Genomic DNA, 20878 nt, shown 5'->3' with positions numbered 1-20878 from the left:
CCGGCGCCCCCGCCCCCGCGGGGGCGCGTCGCGCTGCCCCCCCCTCCCCGGGCCCGCCGGCCACCCTCGTCCTCGGTCCCCCGCCGCCGGCCGGGCCCGCGTCACGCGGCCTCGAAGCCCGCGTGGTCGGCGATCTTCTTCAGCTCGGCCAGCGCGTGCTTCTCGATCTGGCGGATCCGCTCGCGGGTCAGACCGTGCTGCTTGCCCACCTCGGTCAGGGTGCGCTCGCGGCCGTCCTCCATGCCGTACCGCGACCGGATGATCGAGGCCGTCCGGTCGTCCAGCCGCCCGATCAGGCCGTCCAGCTCCTCCCGGCGGAGCATGACCATCACGGCGTCCTCCGGGGACGTCGCCCCGGTGTCCTCGACCAGGTCGCCGAACTGGGTCTCGCCCTCGTCGTCCACCGACATGTTCAGGCTGACCGGGTCGCGCGCCCAGTCCAGCACGTCCTTGATCCGGGCCTCGGTGGTGTCCAGCTCCGCCGCGATCTCGGCGGGCTCGGCCTCCCGGCCCAGCTCCTTCGACTTCTCCCGCTGCACCCGGCGGATCCGGCCGAGTTCCTCGACCAGGTGGACGGGCAGCCGGATGGTGCGCGACTGGTCGGCGATCGACCGGGTGATCGCCTGGCGGATCCACCACGTCGCGTAGGTGGAGAACTTGAAGCCCTTGGCGTAGTCGAACTTCTCCACCGCGCGGACCAGACCGGCGTTGCCCTCCTGGATGAGGTCGAGCAGCGGAAGGCCGCTGCGCGGGTAGCGCCGGGCGACGGCGACCACGAGGCGGAGGTTGGAGCGGATGAAGACGTCCTTGGCGCGCTCGGCGTCCTCGGCTATCGCCTCCAGCTCCTCGCGCCGCACGCCCTCGGGAAGCCCGCCCTCGTCCAGCAGGTGCTGGGCGTACACGCCGGCCTCGATCCGCAGCGAGAGCTCGACCTCCTCGGCGGCATCGAGCAGGGGCGTCCTGGCGATCTCGTCGAGGTACATGCCGACCAGGTCACGGTCGGCCTCGAGGTTGGTCGGGCGGGCCGCGCGAGTCCGGTCGGCCCTGTCGCGAACGACGGCACGGGTGGCCATGCTTGCTCCCTTTGCTGGTGTTGCCGCGGTCTGGCTGCCTGCCCGGAAGAGGGCAAGTGTGCGGGCCCCGTGGGGCTCACACGTAACGATCCAACGAACAGAATCCGGACAACATTCCCAAGTCGCTCAGTTTCTTCCGGCGATGCAGTATCCTGCCCGATCCCGCCCCGGGTCCGGACACAGGGTGACCGGCCCGGCACCCGACGTGCTCCCCGGGGGGCCGTCGGCGCACCCCCGCGCACGCCTCTCCCTCCCGACAACCCCGGGAGCCCCGGGCGCGTTCCCGCGCGGCGCGCGCCCACACCCCGGCGCACGCAGGTCCTCCGCACAAAAGATGCCAAATCGCTATCACCACGGCGCACGATCGGCGGGGACGGCTGGGAAGGTGTCAGCCATGCACCTGACCAACAGCTCGCCCTCCATCACCCCGCGTGATCGCCACTTGCTCCGGCACGCGGTCCTCGCGGTCTGCTGCGCCGTGCTGTTCGCCGTCCTGGCGGCCCTGGTGCAGACCGGCTGGCGCCCGCTCTCCCGGCTCGACCACGGACTGATCGACGACCTGCACGACTTCGCGGTCGACCACACCGTGTGGACCGCCTCGGTCCAGGCGTTCACCGACATCGGCGGGACGATCACGATGCGTTCCGTACTCGGCGTGGCCGCCGTCTGGCTCTGGCTGATCGGCGCCCGGACGCTGGGCGGCTGGGTCGCGGCCCAGACCCTGGTCGGCTGGGGCGGCCAGTGGGTCCTGAAGCTCTCCTTCGGCCGCCTGCGCCCCACCTTCTCCGACCCGGTCGCGCACGCCGGCGGCCCGGCCCTCCCCTCCGGGCACGCGATGGCCTCGGCGATCACCTGCGCCGTCCTGGTCGGCCTGCTCTGGCCCCGGGCCGGCCGGGCCGGCCGGATCACCGCCTGCTCGATCGCCGCGCTGACCGTCCTGGGGATCGGCGCCTCCCGGGTGTTCCTGGGCGTCCACTGGCCCAGCGACGTCGTGGGCGGCTGGCTCGCCGCCGGCATCGTCCTCGGCAGCGTCACCGTCCTCGTGGAACTCGCCCGCCCCGGCGCGCTCGCCCGCGACTTCCGCCGGGTGAACTGGCGCACCCGCCCCCGCGTCCAGCGCGTCCTGGTCTCCCCCGCCCGACCGCCCCGGGACCCCGTCCCCGACCCGACCGCCGACCACCCCGACGGCCTACTGCGCTGACACGTCCTCACCCCGGCCCCCAGCGGAGACCGGAGAACACCGCGGGCCCCCTCGATCGCAACCGAGGGGGCCCGCTTTCACGTCATCCGCCGTGACCGGCGTTGTGCCCCAGGCAGGATTCGAACCTGCGACACCGGCTTTAGGAGAGCCGTGCTCTATCCCCTGAGCTACTGAGGCGGGGACGACCGCAGACAGCCTAGCGGATCGGGCGCGGACGGGTGGGCGGGACGGGGCGGAGGCGGTTGGGCGGACCGCAGCCGAGGGCCGGGCGGGACGGGGCGGAGGCGGCTGCGTGCACGGCACCGACGGTGGGTCAGGTGGGGCGGGGGCCGACCGGCGGGTCGGAGGGGGCGCGGCTAGCCTGAGGGGACGGACCCCTCGGACCGGTGGGCCCTGGGTCCCCCGGCAGGGAGAGAGAACGGGGCGGCAGATGGCGTCGGGTGACCGGTGGGACCGGGGCCCCGTCCGCCTCGCGCGGAAGGCGGCCGAGCCGGTGGTGTGGCTCGCACCGGCGCTGGTCATGCTCGTGGTGGGCGCGTACCGGCTGGGGACGCCCACGCTCTGGCGGGACGAGGTGGCCAGCTGGGAATCGGCCGTCCGCCCGCTCGGCGACCTGCTGCGGATGCTGCGGCACATCGACGCCAGCAACGGCGCCTACTACGTCCTGATGCACGGCTGGACGGCGCTGTTCGGCGACTCGGCGATCGCGCTGCGGCTGCCCTCGGTGCTGGCGATGGCCGGAGCGGCCGCGTTCACCGCGCTGACCGCCGAGCGGCTGTTCGGCGGCCGGGTCGCGGGCACCTGCGCCGGACTGCTGTTCGCGATGGTGCCGCTGATCTCCCGGTACGCCCAGGAGGCCCGCTCGTACGCCCTGGTGACCTGCGCCGTCGCGGCGGCGAGCTGGTTCCTGCTGCGCGCGCTGGAGCGGCCGACCCTGGGCCGGTGGGTGCCGTACGGCCTGGCGATGGCGGTGGCCGGCGCGGCGCACCTGGTCTCGCTGAGCGCGCTGGCCGGCCACGCGGCGCTGGTCGCGCCCTACCTGTGGCGGACCCGCGGCACGGCGCTGTGGCGCCTGCTCGGCCGGCTCACCGTGGTGCTCGTCGCCCTGGGGGCGTTGGTGCTGCCGGTGGCGCTGCTGGGCCGGCGGCAGTCCGGCCGGCAGCTGGGCTGGCTCGGCGAGCCGACCCTGGACCAGCTGTGGCACTTCGGCGAACCGCTGTTCGGGTCGGCCCGGGTGTTCCACGTCTTCCTGGTGCTGTCGGTGCTGGCCCTGGTGCTGCCCGGGCGGCGCGGGCCGGCGCTGCAACTGCTGCTGCTCGCGGTGCTGCCGGTGGTGGCGGTCTGGGCCATCTCGTTCGGCCCGACCTCCTACTTCCTCGACCGGTACCTGCTGTTCACGGTGCCCGCCTGGGCCGCGCTGGCCGGCTGCGGGATAGGAGCGGCCTACGCGGCGGTGACCGCCGCCGCCCGGCCCGGCCGCACCCCTCCGGAGGTGCGGGCCGCGGGCCTGCTGCTCGCGGTCGGCGTGGTGGCGGTGGCCGGGGTGACGGCCCTGCCGACGCAGTCGCTGATGCGCTACCCGGGCTCGCACGCCCTGTTCCGGGAGCCGTACCGGGAGGTGGCCCGGCTGATCGCGACCGGCTACCGGCCGGGGGACGGCCTGGCCGTGCCGCTCGGCGACCAGGCCTGGTCGATGGTCGGGCCGGGTGTCACCTACTACCTGCCCGACGGCGTGCGGCCGTACCCGCTGTTCGAGGCGTCCGGGGCGGTCGAGGCCGAGGACCTCTTCCCGGTGCCGTGCCCGCGCCCCGCCGAGTGCACCGGCCCGGGCAGCCGCGTCTGGCTGGTCGTCCTGGGCAACGCCCCCGACCCGCTGACCGCGCTGCCCGACGACCAGGCGCAGGCGCTGCGGACCCGGTTCGGGACACCGCAGCGGGTGACGCAGCTGGGCGGGATGACGCTCGCGCTGCTGGACGGGACCGGCGCCGGGCGCTGAGCCGCCCCGCGCGCCCGGTCCGGGTGCGCCCCGCCCGGGGCGGGGCGACCATGGAGCCCGGCGACCACGGTCGGGAGGACGGCGGGTGAGCGAGCAGCCGAACGGGCAGCCGGCCGGCCAGGACGACCGGGACGACCGGGACGACCGGCGGACCGCGCGGTGGCGCCGCCGGTCGGCGGCCCTGGCCGGGTCCGCCCGCGGACTGCCCGAGCAGGTCCCGCTGGTCGGCCGGGCACTGCGCCAGCTGCTCCGGGTCAACCTGCTGGACTCCGCGACCCGGCTGGCCGCGCAGGCGTTCCTGAGCGCGCTGCCCGCGCTGTTCGTGGTGGCGGTCTTCACCCCCTCGGCGGTCCGCGAGGGCGTGGTGCGCTCGCTCCGCAAGGAGCTGGGCCTGGAGGGCGCCGCGGCGCAGTCGGTGCAGCAGATGCTCGGGACCGGCCATGAGCAGGAGACCGGCTTCGGGGTGGTCGGCGCGCTGGTGACCCTGCTGTCGGCGACGGCGCTGAGCCGGGCGATGCAACGGGTCTGCGAGCGCTGCTGGGAGCTGCCCAGGGCGGGAACCAGGGTGGCCGCCTGGCGCTGGCTGATCTGGCTGCTGGTCTGGCTGGTGTGCCTGGTGTTCCAGACCCCGGTCAAGGACGGTTTCGGCCTGGGCGCCTGGCTGGGGGTGCCGCTGACCTTCCTGCTCGCCACGGCGCTGTGGTGGTGGACCCAGCACCTGCTGCTCGGCGCCCGGGTGCGCTGGCTGCCGCTGCTGCCGGGCGCGGTGCTCTGCGGGGTGGCGGTGGTGGGGATCGGGGTGGCCTCGCGGGTCTACCTGCCGGGCGCGATGAGCCGCAGCATCGGCCAGTTCGGCCCGTTCGGCGTGGTGTTCACCGGGCTCTCCTGGCTGATCGTGGTGTTCACCGGGCTGACCCTGGCGATCGCGCTGGGCCGGGTGGCGGCCGAGGAGGAGACCATGGCCCGGCTGCTGGGCTCGCGCACCGCGCCGGGGCGGTGGGGCGGCCCGCGGTTCTGACCGCGGACCGCCCCCAGGGTCCGTCCTCGGCTCAGCCGACCGGCCTCACAGGGCGCGGGTCAGCCGGGAGACGATGGACGGCGGGGCGAGGTCGGACCGGAGCACCACCGGCACCTCCACCCGGTTGTCGCCCTCGCCGGTGCGCAGCACGCCGACCTTGGTGCCGGCCGGCAGCTGGTGGCCGACCTTCAGCGGGTCCAGCACCAGGGTGCCGGTGACGCCGGGGAAGCCGGCCACCGTGAGGTCCTGGGCGGCGACCACCGGGACGGAGCCGCCGAGGCCGTCCTCCACCCGGCCGACCACGTCGCCCTGCTTGGCCAGGGTCTGCCCGGTGATCCCGTTCTGCGCGGCCTGGATCTGCTTGGCGCTGACGTTCAGCACCATCTTGAGGATGCTCGGCTCGGCGGCGGTCGCCGGCTGGCCCAGGGTGACGCCGATGATCATCCGCCGCACACCGGCGATCTCCTTGTAGGCGGCCCACATCAGGCAGCCGCCGGCCGGGGTGCTGGAGCCGGTCTTGACGCCGATGACGCCGTTCTTCGCGGAGATCAGGGTGTTGGTGTTGGAGATCTTCTGGTTGTTGAAGGTGGTGTCCGGGGTGGAGACGATCTGCCGGAAGATCTCGTCCTGCATCACCTGCTCGGCCAGCTTCAGCTGGTCCTTGGCGGTGCTCCTGGTCTCCGGGTTGAAGCCCGCCGGGTCGGTGTAGGTGGTGTTGGTCATGCCGAGCCTGGCGGCGGTGTCGTTCATCTTCTTGACGAACGCCTCCTCCGACCCGGCGTCCCAGCGGGCCAGCAGCCGGGCGACGTTGTTGGCGGAGGGCAGCATCAGCAGCTCCAGCGCCTGGTACTGGCTGAGCTGCTGGCCCTCGGTCAGGGTGACCCGGGACTCGTCGACGTTGCCGGACTCCTGGGCGGCCTGCTTGTCGACGGTGATCTTCGGACCGCCCTCGCCCTTCTTCAGCGGGTGCGCCTGGAGGATGAGGTAGGCGTTCATGACCTTGGTGACGCTGGCGATCGACGCCGGCGTCTCCGGGCCGGAGCTGCCCAGACTGCCGATGCCGACCACCTCGGCGGCCGACTGCCCCTTGGCGGGCCAGGCCAGGTCGAGCGGGTCGCCGGCGAAGGCGTAGCCGCCGGAGGCGGTCAGCCGCACCTTGCTCGCCGGCAGCGGGCGCAGCAGCTGGGCGGTGACCACGGCACCGAGCACCACGGCGAGGAAGAGCGTCCAGATGGTGATCCGCTTGAGCGCGCGGCGCAGCGGCGAGACCGGCCGGCCGTTGAGCGCGGCCAGCACCTCCATCGCCTCGGAGGTGGACTCCGGGAAGGGCAGCGGCTCCGGCACCGGGGCGGGCAGCGGGTCGGGGACGGGCAGCGGCGCCGGCGCCGGGGCGGGCTTCGGCTTCGGGGCCGGCCCGGGCGCGGGCAGCGGCTCCGGGCCGGGGGTCGGCTCGGGTTCGGGCAGCGGCTCGGGCTCCGGGTGCGGCTCGGGGACCGGCTCCGGGACGGGGGCCGGTTCGGGCAGCGGGTGCGGGGCGGGCGGCGCCGGGACGGTGTCCGTGCCGGGGGCGGCGTCCGGGACGGCGGCGGACGCGGCGGCGGGGACGCGCAGGACGCGGGTCCGTTCGGCGTCCTCCCGCTTCTCGAACTTCTCGGCCCGCGCGGGCGGCTCGGTCTCCGTCGCGGCGGCGTCGGGACCGGCCGGGGCGCCGTCCTCGCCGCCCACCGGGTCGGTCCGCATCGCGAGACGGGGGTCGGTGCCCGCCGGGGGTTCCGGGGCGCCGGGCGCGGCCGCGGCGGCGGGCTCGCGCGGCTCTTCCGGCAGGCGCAGGGCGGTGGTCGCGTCATCGGCGGGCAGCCGCAGGGTGGTGGTCGCCTGGTCGGCCGGCAGCCGCAGCGAGGTCGTCCGGCGGTCCGCATCCCGGACGCGCAGCTGCACGGTGGGCCCGGGCCGGGCGGCCGGCGCCGCCCCGTCGGCATCGGCGCCCGCGTCGGAGCCCTCGGCGGCGGCGTCCTCGTCCGCGGGGTCCGCCGAGTCCTCGTCGGCCGAGTCCTCGTCGGCCGGGTTCGCATCGGCCGGGTCCACGTCCGGCGCGTCGGCGTCGGCCTCGGCCTCGACGGCGGTCCCGGAGTCGGCGTCCGCGGGCACCCGGTCCGGCCCGGACTCCCCCGTCGCCGGGTCCGCCGCCGGGTCCACCGCCGGCACGGCCGCCTCCTCGGCCGACGCGGCGCCACCGGCCCGTTCGCCGTCCCGCTCCCGCGCCCGCTCGCCGTCCCGCAGCACCCTGTCGGGGGACTCGCCCACGTAACCCAGCCTCCTCAACGCCCGGCGGGGCACCGGCGAACCCGTATTTCGGGAAGCCGGCACCCCGCCCCGTGTACCTGTACAGTCTCCGCCACCGACGACCGAATCCGGTCGCCCACACCCCGCCCGACCGGCGGTTATCAGCGCGGCACGGCCGCGCCGCGGCCTGTTCAACGGTCAGACGCCGGGCCCGCCACGGCCGGTTCCCCCGCTCGATCGCAAGGTCACGATTCGGAGGCGTACTCGACAAGCCCGTGTGAGAGGCGTCACGCTGTTTCCCATCCACGCGGGGAGGCTTGGATGGGCAAGAGCCGCAGAACTGTTCCCGAGGAGCTCTTGCTGCTCGCTTTGGACCCGGCCACGGGCACCACGGCGCAGCCGCAGACCCTCGACCTCGGACTCGCCGGGGCCCAGCTCGTCGAGCTGTCCCTGGCCGGACGGATCGTTCCGGAGGGCGACCGCATCGCCGTGGTGCTGCCACGGCCGACCGGCGACCCGACACTCGACCATGCCCTGGAGCTGCTGCGACGACGCGGCAGCCCGGTGCGGGCGGCGCACTGGATCGGCGGGCCCCGGCTGGGGCTGCGGCAGACCTACCTGGCGCACCTGGAGCGGTGCGGCATGGTCACCGCCGTGCCCGGCCAGGTGTGCGGGGTGCTGCCGACGACGCGCTACCAGGCGTCCGACGACTGCACCAACGCCGCGATCAAGCAGCGGCTGGACACCGCGATCCGCACCGGCGTGCCGCCGGACCCGCGGACGGCGGCGCTCGCCGCGCTGGCGCACTCGGTCGGGCTGGGCAAGCACCTCTACCCGGGCAACGAGGGCCGTTCCTCGCGCTCCCGGCTGCGCGATCTGATCCGCTACGACCCGCTGGGCGGGATGGTCGCGCACGCCGTGATGGACGTGCAGAACGGCCTGCCGAGCCAGCAGAACCGTTCCGCCCAGGCCGGATCGGCGGCGCCGGGCCCGGGCGGCCGGCCCGGCCCACGCGCGGCCGCCGGACGCGGCGGCGGCCGGGTCGCGGCGTCCCGCGTCGGAGTCCGCTGACGGCTCCGCGGCCGCGGGGCCGACGGGACCGCACGGCGCACCGGGCCCCGCGCCCGGGGCCGCACGAACCGCTCCCGCGCGCCGGGCACGGACCGGCGCGTACAGCAGCGCACACCGCACCGCTCGCGCCCCAAGGCGGCGCCGAGCAACCGGCAGCACCCGACAGCACCCGGCAGTGAGAAGGGGCGGTCGCCCAGCGACGGAAGTCGCCGGGCGACCGCCCCTCCGCCGTCCCCCCGACCGGTCCGGCCCCCACCCGGACCCCCGGCCGCATACCGCCCCCGCACGTGCCACCAGCACCTGCGCGGCCCAGGAGCCGCACCCGCACCACGTCCGTCACCGCCGCCGCACCACCACCGGACCGGACCGGGGCGCCTCTACCACTCGGGGGTGCCCACTGTCTCACCGAAGCGCTTTTCCGATGATCTGTTCTACTGCGCTCCCGTGATTTCCCGGCGCCGACCTGATCCGGGGTGACATGCTGCTCACCATCAGGGGGTTGATCCAGATTTCCACCGTGTTCCGAGGACTGCCGCTCCAACGATCACCAGAGGCCCGACCGGAGGTCGACGTGTCCGCGAACATCAATCCCACGGTGCGCCGGCGACGTCTCGGCGCGGAACTGCGCAAGCTCCGGGACCAGGCCGGGATGACCGCGGAGGAGGTGGCCGGCCGGCTGATGGTCTCCCAGTCGAAGATCAGCCGGCTGGAGAACGGCCGCCGCAGCATCAGCCAGCGGGACGTCCGCGACCTCTGCGACGTCTACAACGTCACCGACGAGGCGATGCGGGCCAGCCTGATGGAGATGGCCCGGGAGTCCCGTCAGCGCGGCTGGTGGCACGACTTCAACGACATGCCCACGCCCTACAGCGTGTACATCGGCCTGGAGGCCGAGGCCTCCTCGATCCGCGCCTACGAGTCCTCCTTCGTCCCCGGCCTGCTGCAGACCGAGCAGTACGCGCAGGCCGTGGTCGAGGGCACCCAGCCGGACACCGACGCGCTCGCCGTCCAGCGCCGCGTCCAGGTCCGGATGAAGCGTCAGGACCGGGTCAACGGCGAGAACCAGCTGGGCAGCCTGTGGACCGTGATAGACGAGGCGGTGCTCCGCCGGGAGGTCGGCAGCAAGGAGGTGATGGCCCACCAGCTGAAGCACATGCTGGAGCTGAGCCAGCGCCCCAACATCACCATCCAGGTCATCCCGTTCTCGCACGGGGCCCACCCCGGCATGACCGGGACATTCTCCCTGCTGGAGTTCCCGGAGTCAGCCGATTCCACAGTTGTCTACTTCGAAGGGGTGACGAGCGATCTCTACCTCGAGAAGGAGGCCGACGTGCGCCGCTATACCAGTCTCTACGACCACCTGCGGGCGGCCGCGCTCGGGGTGGCCGAGACCCGGACACTGATAGCCGACATTGAAGAGGGATACCACCGATGAGCACCACCTTCGAGAACGGGACGAGCTGGCGCAAGAGCAGTCACAGCGGCGGCAACGGCGCCTGTGTGGAGATCCGCGTACCGGCCGCCGACCTGGTGGCGGTCCGTGACTCCAAGGACCCACAGGGTCCGCAACTGCGCTTCTCCGCCGAGGCCTGGAACACGTTCGCCGCCGACGCGGGCGCCGGGGTGTTCGGCGGGTTCTGATCCGCTCGCACCGCTTCTCGGCCAGGTGCCCGTAGCGGTGTCCACCGCCCTCCGTGGGCGGCGGACACCGCTACGGGCATCTTGGCGTTCACGGGCATGGGCACGTCAACAGAGCCCCGGGCGGCGACGGACGGCGCGTCAGCCGAGCACCGGGTAGCGGGCCGCCCAGGCCGCGCCCTCCGGGGTGTCGGCGCTGTGCAGCTCGGGCCCGTGCATCAGCTCCAGCACGAAGTCGTCCGCCAGTTCCAGCAGCGCCCCGCGCCCCTCCAGCCCCGCCACCAGACCGGGCGGCAGCGCGGTGTCACCGTGCAGCACCCCGAGCAGGTTGCCGCAGATCGCGCCGGTGGAGTCGCTGTCCCCGGAGTGGTTCACCGCCAGCAGCAGCCCGGACCGGACGTCGTGCGCGACCAGCGCGCAGTACACCCCGATCGCCAGCGCCTCCTCGGCGACCCAGCCCTCCCCCAGCGCCTCGACCCGCTCCGCGGACGGCTCCCCCGCCCGCACCGCGTCCAGCGCCGCCCGCAGCGCCGCCGTGGTCTCCTCGTGCGCCGGCCGCTCGGAGAGCAGCGCGAGCGCCAGGTGCACCCCCTCCTCCAGGGTGCCGCCGCGGGCGGCGGTCTGGACGATCACCGCCAGCGCGCCGGCCGAGAGGTAGCCGGTGGGGTGGCCGTGGGTCAGCACCGAGCACTCCACCGCCAGCTGGAACACCAGGCCGGGCTCCCAGGTGGTCAGCAGTCCGAACGGCGCCGCCCGCATCACCGTGCCGCAGCCCTTGGAGTGCGGGTTCTTCGGCACCTCCAGGGTGCCGAGCCGCTCGGCGTCCGGACCGGAGAGGCCGGACAGGCAGGCCTGGCCGGGCGCGCGCTGCGCGTACAGCCACTCCTCGCGCCCCAGCCAGCCGAGGTCGGCGCGCCGCTCGTCCGGGCCCCAGTCCCGCTGGGTGGCGGCCCAGCGCAGATAGGCGCGGTGGACGTCGGTGGGCGGGTGCCAGCTGCCGGTGTCCCGGCGGATGTGCGCGCGGATCAGCCCGTCCAGGGTGAACAGCACCATCTGGGTGTCGTCGGTGACGGCGCCGAGCCGCCCGTACGCCGGGACGTACCCGGTGACGCCGAGCGGGCCGTGCGCGGCGCGGATCTTCTCCAGCGACTCGAACTCGACGCCCGCGCCGAGCGCGTCCCCGACGGCCCCGCCCAGCAGGCACCCCCGCACCCGGCTGCGGAAGTCCTGCTGCTGGGCGCGTGACCACAGTGGCATCACGACGGGCGCCTTTCGTCCGGGTTCGGGCGGGGTCGCGCGACGCACGGCCGGTCGCGCGCCCTCGCACTGTATTCGAATGCCCGAACGGGACGGCAGGGTTTCCCGCTCACTCCACCAGCGGCAGCAGCTCCGGCAGGTGGCCGTCCGACGCCAGCGCGGCGGCCAGCCGCTCGGCCGGCACCTCGCCGTAGGTGGTGGTGCGCTGCCGGTGCGGACGCCCGGCCGCCTCGGCGATCGCCCGCAGGTCCCGGACCGACTTGTAGCTCCCGTACGCCGACCCGGCCATCCGCGAGATGGTCTCCTCCATCAGCGTGCCGCCCAGGTCGTTGGCGCCCGAGCGGAGCATCTCGGCGGCGCCCTCGGCCCCCAGCTTCACCCAGCTCGTCTGGATGTTGCGGATGTGCGGGTGGAGCAGCAGCCGGGCCATCGCGACCACCGCCCGGTTGTCCCGCGCGGTCGGCCCCGGCCGGGCGATCCCGGCCAGGTAAACCGGGGCGTTGGTGTGGATGAACGGCAGCGTCACGAACTCGGTGAAGCCGCCGGTGCGCTGCTGGATCTCCGCGAGCAGCCGCAGGTGGCCGACCCAGTGCTTCGGGGTGTCCACGTGCCCGTACATCATCGTCGACGAGGAGCGGATGCCCAGCTCGTGCGCGGTGGTGACGACCTCCACCCAGGTCGCGGCCGGCAGCTTGCCCTTGGTCAGCACCCAGCGGACCTCGTCGTCGAGGATCTCGGCGGCGGTGCCCGGGATGGTGTCCAGACCGGACTCCTGGGCGCGCAGCAGCCAGTCCCGGATCGACAGCCCGGTCCGGGTGGCGCCGTTGACCACCTCCATCGGCGAGAAGGCGTGCACATGGATGCCGGGCACCCGCTCCTTCACCGCGCGCGCGATGTCGAAGTAGGCGGTGCCGGGCAGGTCGGGGTGGATGCCGCCCTGCATGCAGACCTCGGTGGCGCCGACCTCCCAGGCCTGCGCGGCCCGGTCGGCGACCTGCTCCAGCGAGAGGCTGTAGGCGTCCGCGTCGGTGCGGCGCTGGGCGAAGGCGCAGAACCGGCAGCCGGTGTAGCAGACGTTGGTGAAGTTGATGTTCCGGGTGACGCAGTAGGTGACCTCGTCGCCGACCGCGTCCCGGCGCACCGCGTCGGCGATCCGGCAGAGCGCGTCCAGCGCCGGGCCGTCCGCCTGGAACAGCGCCAGCGCCTGCTCGTCGGTCAGCCGGACCGGGTCGTCGGCGGCCACCGCCAGGGCCGCCCGGACCTCCGCGTCCAGCCGCTCCGGCGCCCCGGCCGGGCCGGGGACGGCCGAGGCCGCCTGCTCGCGCAGCACCTCCCAGTCGCCGTAGACGTCCTCGAAGTCGGCCCGCCGGTCGCCGGTCCGGCCCTCGGTGTCGATGGCGCGGTGCAGGTCGGTGCGGCCGTACGAGTCCGGCAGGTCCTCCGGCTCCTGCCAGGGGTGCCCGGTGACCACCGCGTCCGGGCGGGCCAGGCCGGTCGCGGGGTCGGCCAGCGCCCGGACGTGCGGCAGCACCCGCGGGTCCAGCCAGGGCTCGCCGTGACGGACGTACTCGGGGTAGACGGCGAGCCGCTCGCGCAGCTCGAAGCCGGCCGCGGCCGAACGCTCGGCCAGCTTCTCGATCTGCGGCCAGGGGCGCTCGGGGTTGACGTGGTCGGGGGTCAGCGGGGAGACGCCGCCCCAGTCGTCGACGCCGGCCGCGATCAGCCGCTCGTACTCGCCGTCCACCAGGTTCGGCGGCGCCTGCAGACAGGCGGACGGGCCCATGATGTGCCGGGCCACCGCGACGGTCGCGACCAGCTCGTCCAGCTCCGCGTCCGGCATGCCGCGCATCGCGGTGTCCGGCTTGGCGCGGAAGTTCTGCAGGATCAGCTCCTGGACGCCGTGGTAGGCCCGGGAGACCCGGCGCAGCGCGAACAGCGACTCGGCGCGCTCCTCGCAGGTCTCGCCGATGCCGATCAGCAGGCCGCTGGTGAACGGCACCGAGCTGCGGCCGGCGTCCTCCAGCACCCGCAGCCGGACGGCCGGCTCCTTGTCGGGCGAGCCGAAGTGCGGGCCGCCGGGCTCGCTCCACAGCCGGGTGGCGGTGGTCTCCAGCATCATCCCCATCGAGGCCGAGACCGGCTTGAGCCGCTGGAAGTCCGTCCAGCTCAGCACCCCGGGGTTGAGGTGCGGGAGCAGTCCGGTCTCCTCCAGGATGCGGATCGACATGGCGCGGACGTACGCGATGGTGTCGTCGTAGCCGTGCGCGTCCAGCCACTCGCGGGCCTCCGGCCAGCGGTCCTCGGGCTTGTCCCCGAGCGTGATGAGCGCTTCCTTGCAGCCGAGTTCCGCGCCCCGCCGGGCGACCTCCAGCACCTCGTCCGGGGACATGAACATCCCGTGTCCCTCGCGGCGCAGCTTGCCGGGGACGGTGACGAAGGTGCAGTAGTGGCACTTGTCCCGGCAGAGCCGGGTGAGCGGGATGAACACGCTCTTGGAGTAGGTGATGACGCCGGGCCGGCCGGCCGCTTCGAGGCCGGCGTCCCGGACCCGGGCGGCGCTTTCGCAGAGGTCGCGCAGGTCGTCGCCCCTGGCCCGGAGCAGCACCGCCGCCTCGGTCGCGTCCAGCGCGACGCCGTCCCGGGCCCGGCGCAGGGCGCGCCGCATCGCGTTCGCGGTCGGGATGTTCGTTGCGTCCATGCCGCGACACTACGCCAGTCCACGTACGTTCCTCGTGCGTTCGGAGGAGCCGACCCTGAGGAGGCCTCAGGGTCGGCTGCGCCGCGAGGCCGACCCGGAACCCACCCTGCAGGGCGATGACGCGGACGCCCCGGGACCGTCTAATGGATACCCAGGGACAGTCGTTGACTGACGGAGGGGTTGGACCGATGACGGACAACAGGGCGACCGAGGGCGGCGGCCCGGCGGACGAGTGGCAGGGCGCGGCTCCCTACCCGTCGCGCCGGCGCACCCTGGTGCGGGTGGCCGTGCCGCTGGCGGTGACGGCCGCGATCGCCGCCGGGGTGGGTCTGGTGCCGGCGCTGGCGGACTCCTCGCCGCCGGAGCTGCCCGCGCTGACCGCGGAGCAGGTGGTGGCGAAGGTGCTGGGCTCGGAGGCGCAGTCGCTCTCCGGCACGGTGTCGGTCTCGACCGATCTCGGCGTGCCGAGCCAGCTGCTGGGCGCCGCGGCCGGCGGGCTCGCGGGCGGCGGCGCGGAGCGCGGCGGCGGGGACGGGCCGTCGGGCGCCGCTCCCGGCTCGAAGCTGACCGGCCTGCTCGGCGGCGAGCACACCGTGCGGGTCGCGGTGGACGGACCGGACCGGCAGCGGATCGGCCTGCTGGAGCAGCTGTCCGGGTACGAGCTGGTCCGCAACGGCGACCAGGTCTGGGCCTGGGACAGCAGCACCAACGAGGCCGTCCACTTGACCGGGGCCCGGCCGGAGGCGGGGGCGGACGGACACCCGGGCAAGGCGCCGCTGACCGGTGTGCCGGCCACCCCGCAGGAGGCGGCCCGGCAGTTCCTGACCGCGGGCGCGGACTCCACCGCCGTCACGGTGGACGGCACCGCGACGGTGGCCGGGCAGAAGGCCTACAAGCTGAGCGTGAAGCCCACCAGGCCCGGCTCGACGATCGGCGAGGTGCGGATCGCGGTGTCCGCCGACAACGGGGTGCCGCTGTCGGTCGTGGTCAGGGGCACGGACGGCGGCACGGTGCTGGACGTCCACTTCACCTCGGTCTCGTTCGCCCGGCCGGCCGCGAAGACCTTCGAGTTCACCGTGCCCAAGGGCGCCAAGGTGACGGAGCAGAAGGCCTCCGGGGCGCCGCGCGACGAGGTGACGCCGGAGGAGGCCCGGGCCGCCGCCGAGGGCCTGAACGTGATCGGCGAGGGCTGGACGGCCGTGCTCTCGGCGAAGCTGCCCACCGGCGACGTGGTCGTCCCGGCCGAGGGCAAGGGTCCGCGCGGCCGGGGCGGCCACGGCCCGGGCGCCGGTGCCGGCACGGCGCAGAACCCGCTGGCGCTGGTCAAGTCGCTGGGCAAGCCGGTCGCCGGCGGCTCGCTGATCAGCACCAAGGTGCTGAACGTGCTGGTCACCGACGACGGCCGGGTCTTCGCGGGCGCGGTGACCCTGCCGGTGCTGCAGAGTGCGGCCGGGGTGAAGTAGTGACCCGGGCTTCCGTAACGGGGGACGTTACGGAGCCGGCCGGGGGGCCGGGCGCGGTGGCGCGCCCGGCCCCCGGTGCCGCTTCGCCCTCCCCTCCGTCCGACGACGTGATCAGGACCCGGGGCCTGACCAAGCGGTTCCGCGGCGGCCAGCTCGCCGTGGACGGGCTGGACCTGAGCGTCCCCCGGGGCTCGGTCTTCGGCTTCCTCGGCCCCAACGGCTCCGGCAAGACCACCACCATCCGGATGCTGATGGGCCTGATCGCCCCCAGCGCCGGGGTGGCGACGGTGCTCGGCGAGCCGATGCCGCGCTCGGTGGCCACGGTGCTGCCCCGGGTCGGCGCGCTGATCGAGGGGCCGGCGCTGTACGGCTTCCTCTCCGGCCGGGACAACCTGGCCCGGTTCGACGCCGCCGACCCGACGTCCGACCCCCGCACCCGGCGGCACCGGGTCGCCGAGGCGCTGGAGCGGGTCGGCCTGGCCGCCGCGGCCGGCAAGAAGGCCCGGGCCTACTCGCTGGGCATGAAGCAGCGGCTCGGCCTGGCCTCGGCGCTGCTCCAGCCGCGCGAGCTGCTCGTCCTGGACGAGCCCACCAACGGCCTGGACCCGCAGGGCATGCGGGAGATCCGGGCGCTGGTCCGGGAGGTGGCGGCCGAGGGCACCACGGTCTTCCTCTCCTCGCACCTGCTGGACGAGATCGAGCAGGTCTGCACCCATGCCGCGGTGATGTCCCGCGGCCGGCTGGTGGTGCAGGGCACCGTCGCCGAGCTGGCCGCCCGGGCCCGCGGCCGGCTGGTGGTGCGGACCCCGGACACTCACCGGGCCGGCGAGGTGCTGCTCGCCCACAAGGTCACCGAGGTCCGGATCGGCGACGACCGGGTGGACGGCGACGCCGGCGCGCTGGACGAGGAGGCGCTGCCCGGGCTGGTCGCGGCGGAGGTCCGGGTGCACGGCTTCGGCGTGGAGCGGGGCACATTGGAGGACGCCTTCGTGGCGCTGACCGGGGAGGGCTTCGATGTCGCGGGCTGAGGCGGTGCCGGCGGTCGCGGCCGCGCCGCGCGCGCGGCGGCCGCAGACGGCGGCCGGGTTCCTGGCGCTGTTCCGCAACGAGCTGCTGCTGACCTTCCGCCGGATGCGGACCCTCGTGCTGCTGGGGATCCTGGCGGTGCTGCCGGTGCTGATCGGCGTGGTGGTCCGGATCGAGACGGACGGGCCGCGCGGCGGCGAGGGCCCGGCGTTCATCGCCCAGGTCACCCAGAACGGCCTGTTCCTGGTGTTCACGGCGCTCGCGGTGGCGCTGCCGGTCTTCCTTCCGATGACGGTCGGCGTGGTCGCCGGGGACTCGGTGGCGGGCGAGGCGGCCACCGGCACCCTGCGCTACCTGCTGGTGGCGCCGGCCGGGCGGACCAGGCTGCTGGCCGCCAAGTTCACCGCCGGGCTGGCGTTCTGCCTGGCCGCGACGGCGACGGTGGCGCTGTCGGCGGTGATCGCCGGGACGGCGCTGTTCCCGGTCGGCGACGTCACGCTGATCTCCGGGGAGACCATCGGCCTGGGCCAGGCCCTGCTGCGGGCGGTCCTGGTGGCCGCCGTGGTCGCGGCCTCGCTGGCCGGGCTGGTCGCGATCGGGCTGTTCGTCTCGACGCTCACCGGCAGCGGCATCGCGGCGATGGCGGCCACCGTCGGCCTGGTGATCACGGTGCAGATCCTGGACAGCTTCCCGCAGCTGCACGCGATCCAGCCGTTCCTCTTCACCCACCACTGGCTCACCTTCGGCGACCTGCTGCGGGAGCCGATGTACTGGGACGGGGTGCTGAAGAACCTCGGGCTGCAGGCCGCCTACGTGGCGGTGTTCGGCTCGGCGGCCTGGTCCCGGTTCACCGCGCGGGACATCACCGCCTGACCGGCACCGGCCCGGCGGTGGCGTCGGCGGGAGCGGCGGCCGTCCGGGCCCGGACGGCCGCCCGGTCGGCCCGGACCCGTCGCAGCGCGTCCCAGGTGAGCACCGCGAGCGCCGCCCACACCAGGGCGAAGCCGGCCCAGCGGGCGGGCGGCATCGACTCGTGGAAGACCGCGATGCCGATCAGGAACTGGAACACCGGCGCCAGGTACTGGAGCAGGCCGAGCATGCTCAGCGGCACCCGGACGGCGGCCGCGCCGAAGAAGAGCAGCGGGACGGCGGTGATCACGCCGGAGAGCATCAGCAGCCCGCTGTGCCCCCAGCCGTACTCGCCGGACACCGCGTGCCCGAAGGTGCCGCGGCCGGAGACCTGCAGGTAGACCAGGTAGCCGAGGGCGAAGGGGAACATGAAGGCGCTCTCGGCGGCCAGGCTCTCCAGCCCGCTCAGGCCGACGGTCTTCTTCAGCAGGCCGTAGGTGGCGAAGGAGAGGGCCAGGGTCAGCGCGATCCACGGCAGCCGCCCGTAGCCGACGGTCAGCACCGCCACCGCGAGGGCGCCGATGCCCACCGCCACCCACTGGGCGGCGCGAAGCCGCTCCTTGAGCACCAGCACGCCGAAGGCGATGGTGACCAGCGGGTTGATGAAGTAGCCGAGGCTGGTCTCCACCACGTGCCCGGCGTTGACGGCCCAGATGTAGACGCCCCAGTTGACCGATATCACCGTGGCGGCGGCGCCGAGCATCGCGAGCCGGCGGGGCTGGCGCAGCAGCGGGCGGATCCAGCCCCAGTGCCGCTGGACGACCAGCAGCAGGACGACCGCGACCAGCGACCAGACCATCCGGTTCGCCAGGATGTCGTCGGCGGCCGCGGGCTCCAGCAGCGGCCAGAAGAGCGGGAACAGGCCCCATATGCCGTAGGCCGCGAAGCCGTACCAGAGGCCGCGTCCGGCCGCCTCCTGCTGGGTCGTCTCTGGCATGGACCGCCTGCCCTCCGCGCGCGAGTGTCGAGCCGACGGTAGCGGGCGCGGCGGCGCCTGTCATCTCCGTATTCGCATTTTGGTCATGACATTGCCGTGAGCGCGGGGACGCCACCGCCCGCGGCGGGTGCCGCGGGCGGTGCCGGACGGGGTGCCGGGCGGGGCTCAGGCGCCCAGCGCGGCCTTGACGCTCTGCGCCAGCGGGACGGTCGGGCGGCCGATCAGCCGGGCCAGGTCGCCCGGGGTGCCGGCCAGCTCGCCGCGCGCGATGCCGGCGTCGACGTCGACCAGGATCTCCGCGAAGCCCTCCGGCAGGCCGGCGCCGACCAGGATCCGCAGGTGCTCCTCCGGCGTCACCGGGTGGAAGGCGACCGGCCTGCCCGAGGCCAGGGCCAGCTCGGCGGCCAGCTCCGGCAGGGTCCAGGCGGCGTCGCCGCTCAGCTCGTACACCGCGTTCTCGTGGCCCTCGCCGGTGAGCACGGCCACCGCCGCGTCGGCGAAGTCCCGGCGCGGGGCGGTGGCGATCCGGCCGTCCTGGCCGGCGCTGCCGACCACCGCGCCGCGCTCGACCGCGCCGGCCGCGTCGCCCAGGTAGTTCTCGGTGTACCAGCCGTTGCGGAGCAGGGCGAAGGGCAGCCCGGACTCGCGGATGACGGCCTCGGTGGCCTTGTGCTCGTCGGCCAGCTTGAAGGTGGCCACGCCCGGGGCGCTGGTGTACGCGAGCAGGGCGACCCCGGCGGCCCGCGCCGCCTCGACCACGGCGGTGTGCTGCGGCACCCGGCTGCCGATCTCGCTGCCCGAGATGAGCAGTACCTTGTCGCCGGCGGCGAAGGCGCCCGCGAGGCTCTCCGGGCGGTTGTAGTCGGCCACCCGGACGGTCACCCCGCGCTCGGCGAGATCGGCGGCCTTCTCGGCGGAGCGGACGAGCACCGCCACCTCGCTCGCGGGGACCTTGGCCAGCAGGCCCTCGACGACGAGGCGGCCGAGCTGTCCGGTGGCTCCGGTGACGACGTACATGGTGCTGCTCCCTGGGGTGGTTGTCCGTTGAACTTCCGGCTTCGGAACTCACCCTAGGGGTGGCACTAACCTTTCGAAAGTACGCACTTCAAAGTAGGGTACTGATATGCAGGTAATGAACACGACGGGGACCGCGCCCACCTCCGGCCCGCTGCCCCCGCCCGACGTCTTCGACCGGATGTGCCCGTCCCGGGGCGTGCTGGAGCACGTCACCAGCCGCTGGGGCGTCCTGGTGCTGGGCGCGCTGCACGAGCGCGGCTACCGGTTCAGCGAGCTGCGCCGCCGGATCACCGGGGTGAGCGAGAAGATGCTCGCCCAGACGCTGCAGACCCTGGAGCGCGACGGCTTCGTGCTGCGCGAGGCCCACCCCGTCATCCCGCCCCGGGTCGACTACAGCCTGACCCCGCTCGGCCGGGAGGCCGCCCGACTGGTCGCCGAACTGGCGCACTGGACCGAGGAGCGCGTCCCCGCCGTCATGGCCGCCCGCGACGAGTACGACGCCCGGGGGCGCTAACCGTCGGCCCGGCGCCGCTCGATGAGGGCGGCCAGGCCGTCCAGCACCCGGGCCAGGCCGAAGGCGTAGGCGTGGTCCGGGTCGTACGCGCCGCCGTGCGCCTCGCCGGCGGCGGCGCCGACCCGGGCGGCGACGGGGTGGCGCTCGGCGTCGAAGACCCGGGCGAGCAGTTCGGCGTTGGCGGCCCACCACTGGGCGTCGGTCATCGCGCTCTCCTGGCGCGCGGCGCGCTCGTCCGCCGCCATCCGGGCGCAGGTCTCCACGAAGCCCAGCAGATGGGTGAGCGCGGCGTCCAGCTCGACGTCCGGCAGGCCGGTGCCCTCCAGGGCGCGCAGCTCGTACTCGTACTTCGCCATCAGACCGGGCCCGAGCGGCGGGCGGCTGGTGGCGACCGCCACCGTCCACGGGTGGGCGCGGTACAGGGCGCGGTTGTCGTCGGCGACGGCGGCCGCCCGGGCCCGCCAGCCGTCTCCGGCGGGGGCGCTGCGGGGCATCGCGGCGTAGACGGTGTCCAGCATCAGGTCGAGCAGCTCGGCCTTGCCGGGCACATAGGTGTAGAGCGCCATCGGCGAGAGGCCGAGCGCCTGGGCGACCCGCCGCATGGTCACCGCGTCCACCCCCTCGGCGTCCGCGATCCCGATCGCGACGGCGGCGATCTCCGCCGGGGACTTCGCCTGCCGGGGGCCGCGCCGGCCGGGCTTCTCCTGCGCCGACAGGCCCCAGAGCAGCTCGAGCGTGCGCGCCGGGTCCCCGGCGCCACTGCGGTCATTGGCCATG

The 20878-nt window shown here is 74.7% G+C and carries 17 protein-coding genes and 1 tRNA gene; 10 read left to right on the top strand and 8 right to left on the bottom strand.

Going from position 1 to position 20878, the window contains the following annotated elements; all coding sequences use genetic code 11:
• Positions 1–101: 101 nt before the first annotated feature.
• Positions 102–1073, bottom strand: coding sequence for a sigma-70 family RNA polymerase sigma factor (locus ABTX81_RS34415; RefSeq protein WP_350553867.1), 972 nt, complete (start codon positions 1071–1073; stop codon positions 102–104).
• A gap of 394 nt (positions 1074–1467) precedes the next feature.
• On the opposite strand from ABTX81_RS34415, the gene ABTX81_RS34410 reads away from it, so the two are divergent.
• A complete protein-coding gene (locus ABTX81_RS34410; RefSeq protein WP_350553865.1) occupies positions 1468–2274 on the top strand; it encodes a phosphatase PAP2 family protein in 807 nt (268 codons plus the stop codon).
• 104 nt (positions 2275–2378) lie between these two features.
• Here ABTX81_RS34410 and ABTX81_RS34405 read toward each other — a convergent pair.
• Positions 2379–2451: transfer RNA gene (locus ABTX81_RS34405), tRNA-Arg, on the bottom strand.
• A gap of 253 nt (positions 2452–2704) precedes the next feature.
• On the opposite strand from ABTX81_RS34405, the gene ABTX81_RS34400 reads away from it, so the two are divergent.
• Entirely contained in the window at positions 2705–4270 is a 1566-nt protein-coding gene (locus tag ABTX81_RS34400; RefSeq protein ID WP_350553863.1) for a glycosyltransferase family 39 protein, read from the top strand.
• 85 nt (positions 4271–4355) lie between these two features.
• The gene (locus tag ABTX81_RS34395) at positions 4356–5288 is read left to right on the top strand and encodes a YhjD/YihY/BrkB family envelope integrity protein (protein WP_350553861.1); all 933 of its coding nucleotides are present in this window, start codon (positions 4356–4358) and stop codon (positions 5286–5288) included.
• Positions 5289–5333: 45 nt separating this feature from the next.
• Here the strand turns inward: ABTX81_RS34395 and ABTX81_RS34390 are convergent, their stop codons facing one another.
• Entirely contained in the window at positions 5334–7592 is a 2259-nt protein-coding gene (locus ABTX81_RS34390; RefSeq protein WP_350553859.1) for a hypothetical protein, read from the bottom strand.
• Positions 7593–7892: 300 nt separating this feature from the next.
• Here ABTX81_RS34390 and ABTX81_RS34385 point away from each other — a divergent pair, with 300 nt between their 5' ends.
• The 3 genes from ABTX81_RS34385 to ABTX81_RS34375 all read left to right on the top strand — a co-directional run bounded on the left by ABTX81_RS34385 (position 7893) and on the right by ABTX81_RS34375 (position 10283).
• Entirely contained in the window at positions 7893–8642 is a 750-nt protein-coding gene (locus ABTX81_RS34385) for a GOLPH3/VPS74 family protein (RefSeq protein WP_350553857.1), read from the top strand.
• Between the two features lie 571 nt (positions 8643–9213).
• Positions 9214–10077: a helix-turn-helix domain-containing protein gene (locus ABTX81_RS34380; protein ID WP_350553855.1), complete on the top strand. Its 864-nt coding sequence runs from the start codon at positions 9214–9216 to the stop codon at positions 10075–10077.
• Positions 10074–10283, top strand: a complete 210-nt coding sequence (locus ABTX81_RS34375; RefSeq protein ID WP_350553853.1) for a DUF397 domain-containing protein — start codon at positions 10074–10076, stop codon at positions 10281–10283. Before ABTX81_RS34380 ends, ABTX81_RS34375 begins: the two co-directional genes overlap by 4 nt.
• Positions 10284–10421: 138 nt before the next feature.
• On the opposite strand, the gene ABTX81_RS34370 is transcribed toward ABTX81_RS34375, so the two are convergent.
• Both ABTX81_RS34370 and ABTX81_RS34365 read right to left on the bottom strand, forming a co-directional pair.
• Positions 10422–11537, bottom strand: coding sequence for an ADP-ribosylglycohydrolase family protein (locus ABTX81_RS34370; protein WP_350553851.1), 1116 nt, complete (start codon positions 11535–11537; stop codon positions 10422–10424).
• A gap of 109 nt (positions 11538–11646) precedes the next feature.
• Positions 11647–14235: a bifunctional FO biosynthesis protein CofGH gene (locus ABTX81_RS34365; protein WP_350553849.1), complete on the bottom strand. Its 2589-nt coding sequence runs from the start codon at positions 14233–14235 to the stop codon at positions 11647–11649.
• Between the two features lie 188 nt (positions 14236–14423).
• Here ABTX81_RS34365 and ABTX81_RS34360 point away from each other — a divergent pair, with 188 nt between their 5' ends.
• The 3 genes from ABTX81_RS34360 to ABTX81_RS34350 are packed head-to-tail and all read left to right on the top strand — an operon-like array spanning position 14424 to position 17597.
• Positions 14424–15698, top strand: a complete 1275-nt coding sequence (locus tag ABTX81_RS34360; protein WP_350553847.1) for a LolA family protein — start codon at positions 14424–14426, stop codon at positions 15696–15698.
• A gap of 56 nt (positions 15699–15754) precedes the next feature.
• Complete coding sequence (locus ABTX81_RS34355; protein WP_350553845.1) at positions 15755–16726, top strand: ABC transporter ATP-binding protein; 972 nt, start codon at positions 15755–15757, stop codon at positions 16724–16726.
• Positions 16713–17597 (top strand): ABC transporter permease, encoded by an 885-nt coding sequence (locus ABTX81_RS34350; RefSeq protein ID WP_350553843.1) that lies wholly within the window; start codon positions 16713–16715, stop codon positions 17595–17597. Before ABTX81_RS34355 ends, ABTX81_RS34350 begins: the two co-directional genes overlap by 14 nt.
• Here ABTX81_RS34350 and rarD read toward each other — a convergent pair.
• Both rarD and ABTX81_RS34340 read right to left on the bottom strand, forming a co-directional pair.
• Positions 17587–18570, bottom strand: coding sequence for an EamA family transporter RarD (rarD, locus tag ABTX81_RS34345; RefSeq protein WP_350553842.1), 984 nt, complete (start codon positions 18568–18570; stop codon positions 17587–17589). The genes ABTX81_RS34350 and rarD overlap by 11 nt on opposite strands.
• Before the next feature lie 165 nt (positions 18571–18735).
• The gene (locus ABTX81_RS34340) at positions 18736–19587 is read right to left on the bottom strand and encodes an SDR family oxidoreductase (protein ID WP_350553840.1); all 852 of its coding nucleotides are present in this window, start codon (positions 19585–19587) and stop codon (positions 18736–18738) included.
• Positions 19588–19693: 106 nt separating this feature from the next.
• On the opposite strand from ABTX81_RS34340, the gene ABTX81_RS34335 reads away from it, so the two are divergent.
• Complete coding sequence (locus tag ABTX81_RS34335) at positions 19694–20101, top strand: winged helix-turn-helix transcriptional regulator (RefSeq protein ID WP_502892922.1); 408 nt, start codon at positions 19694–19696, stop codon at positions 20099–20101.
• Here ABTX81_RS34335 and ABTX81_RS34330 read toward each other — a convergent pair.
• The gene (locus ABTX81_RS34330; RefSeq protein ID WP_350553838.1) at positions 20098–20877 is read right to left on the bottom strand and encodes a TetR/AcrR family transcriptional regulator C-terminal domain-containing protein; all 780 of its coding nucleotides are present in this window, start codon (positions 20875–20877) and stop codon (positions 20098–20100) included. The two genes, ABTX81_RS34335 and ABTX81_RS34330, sit on opposite strands and share 4 nt — an antisense overlap.
• Position 20878: the final 1 nt, after the last annotated feature.

The organism is Kitasatospora sp. NPDC097605 (genome assembly GCF_040302725.1).
Lineage (GTDB): Bacteria > Actinomycetota > Actinomycetes > Streptomycetales > Streptomycetaceae > Kitasatospora.
This window is presented reverse-complemented; position numbering and strand designations above follow the sequence as displayed.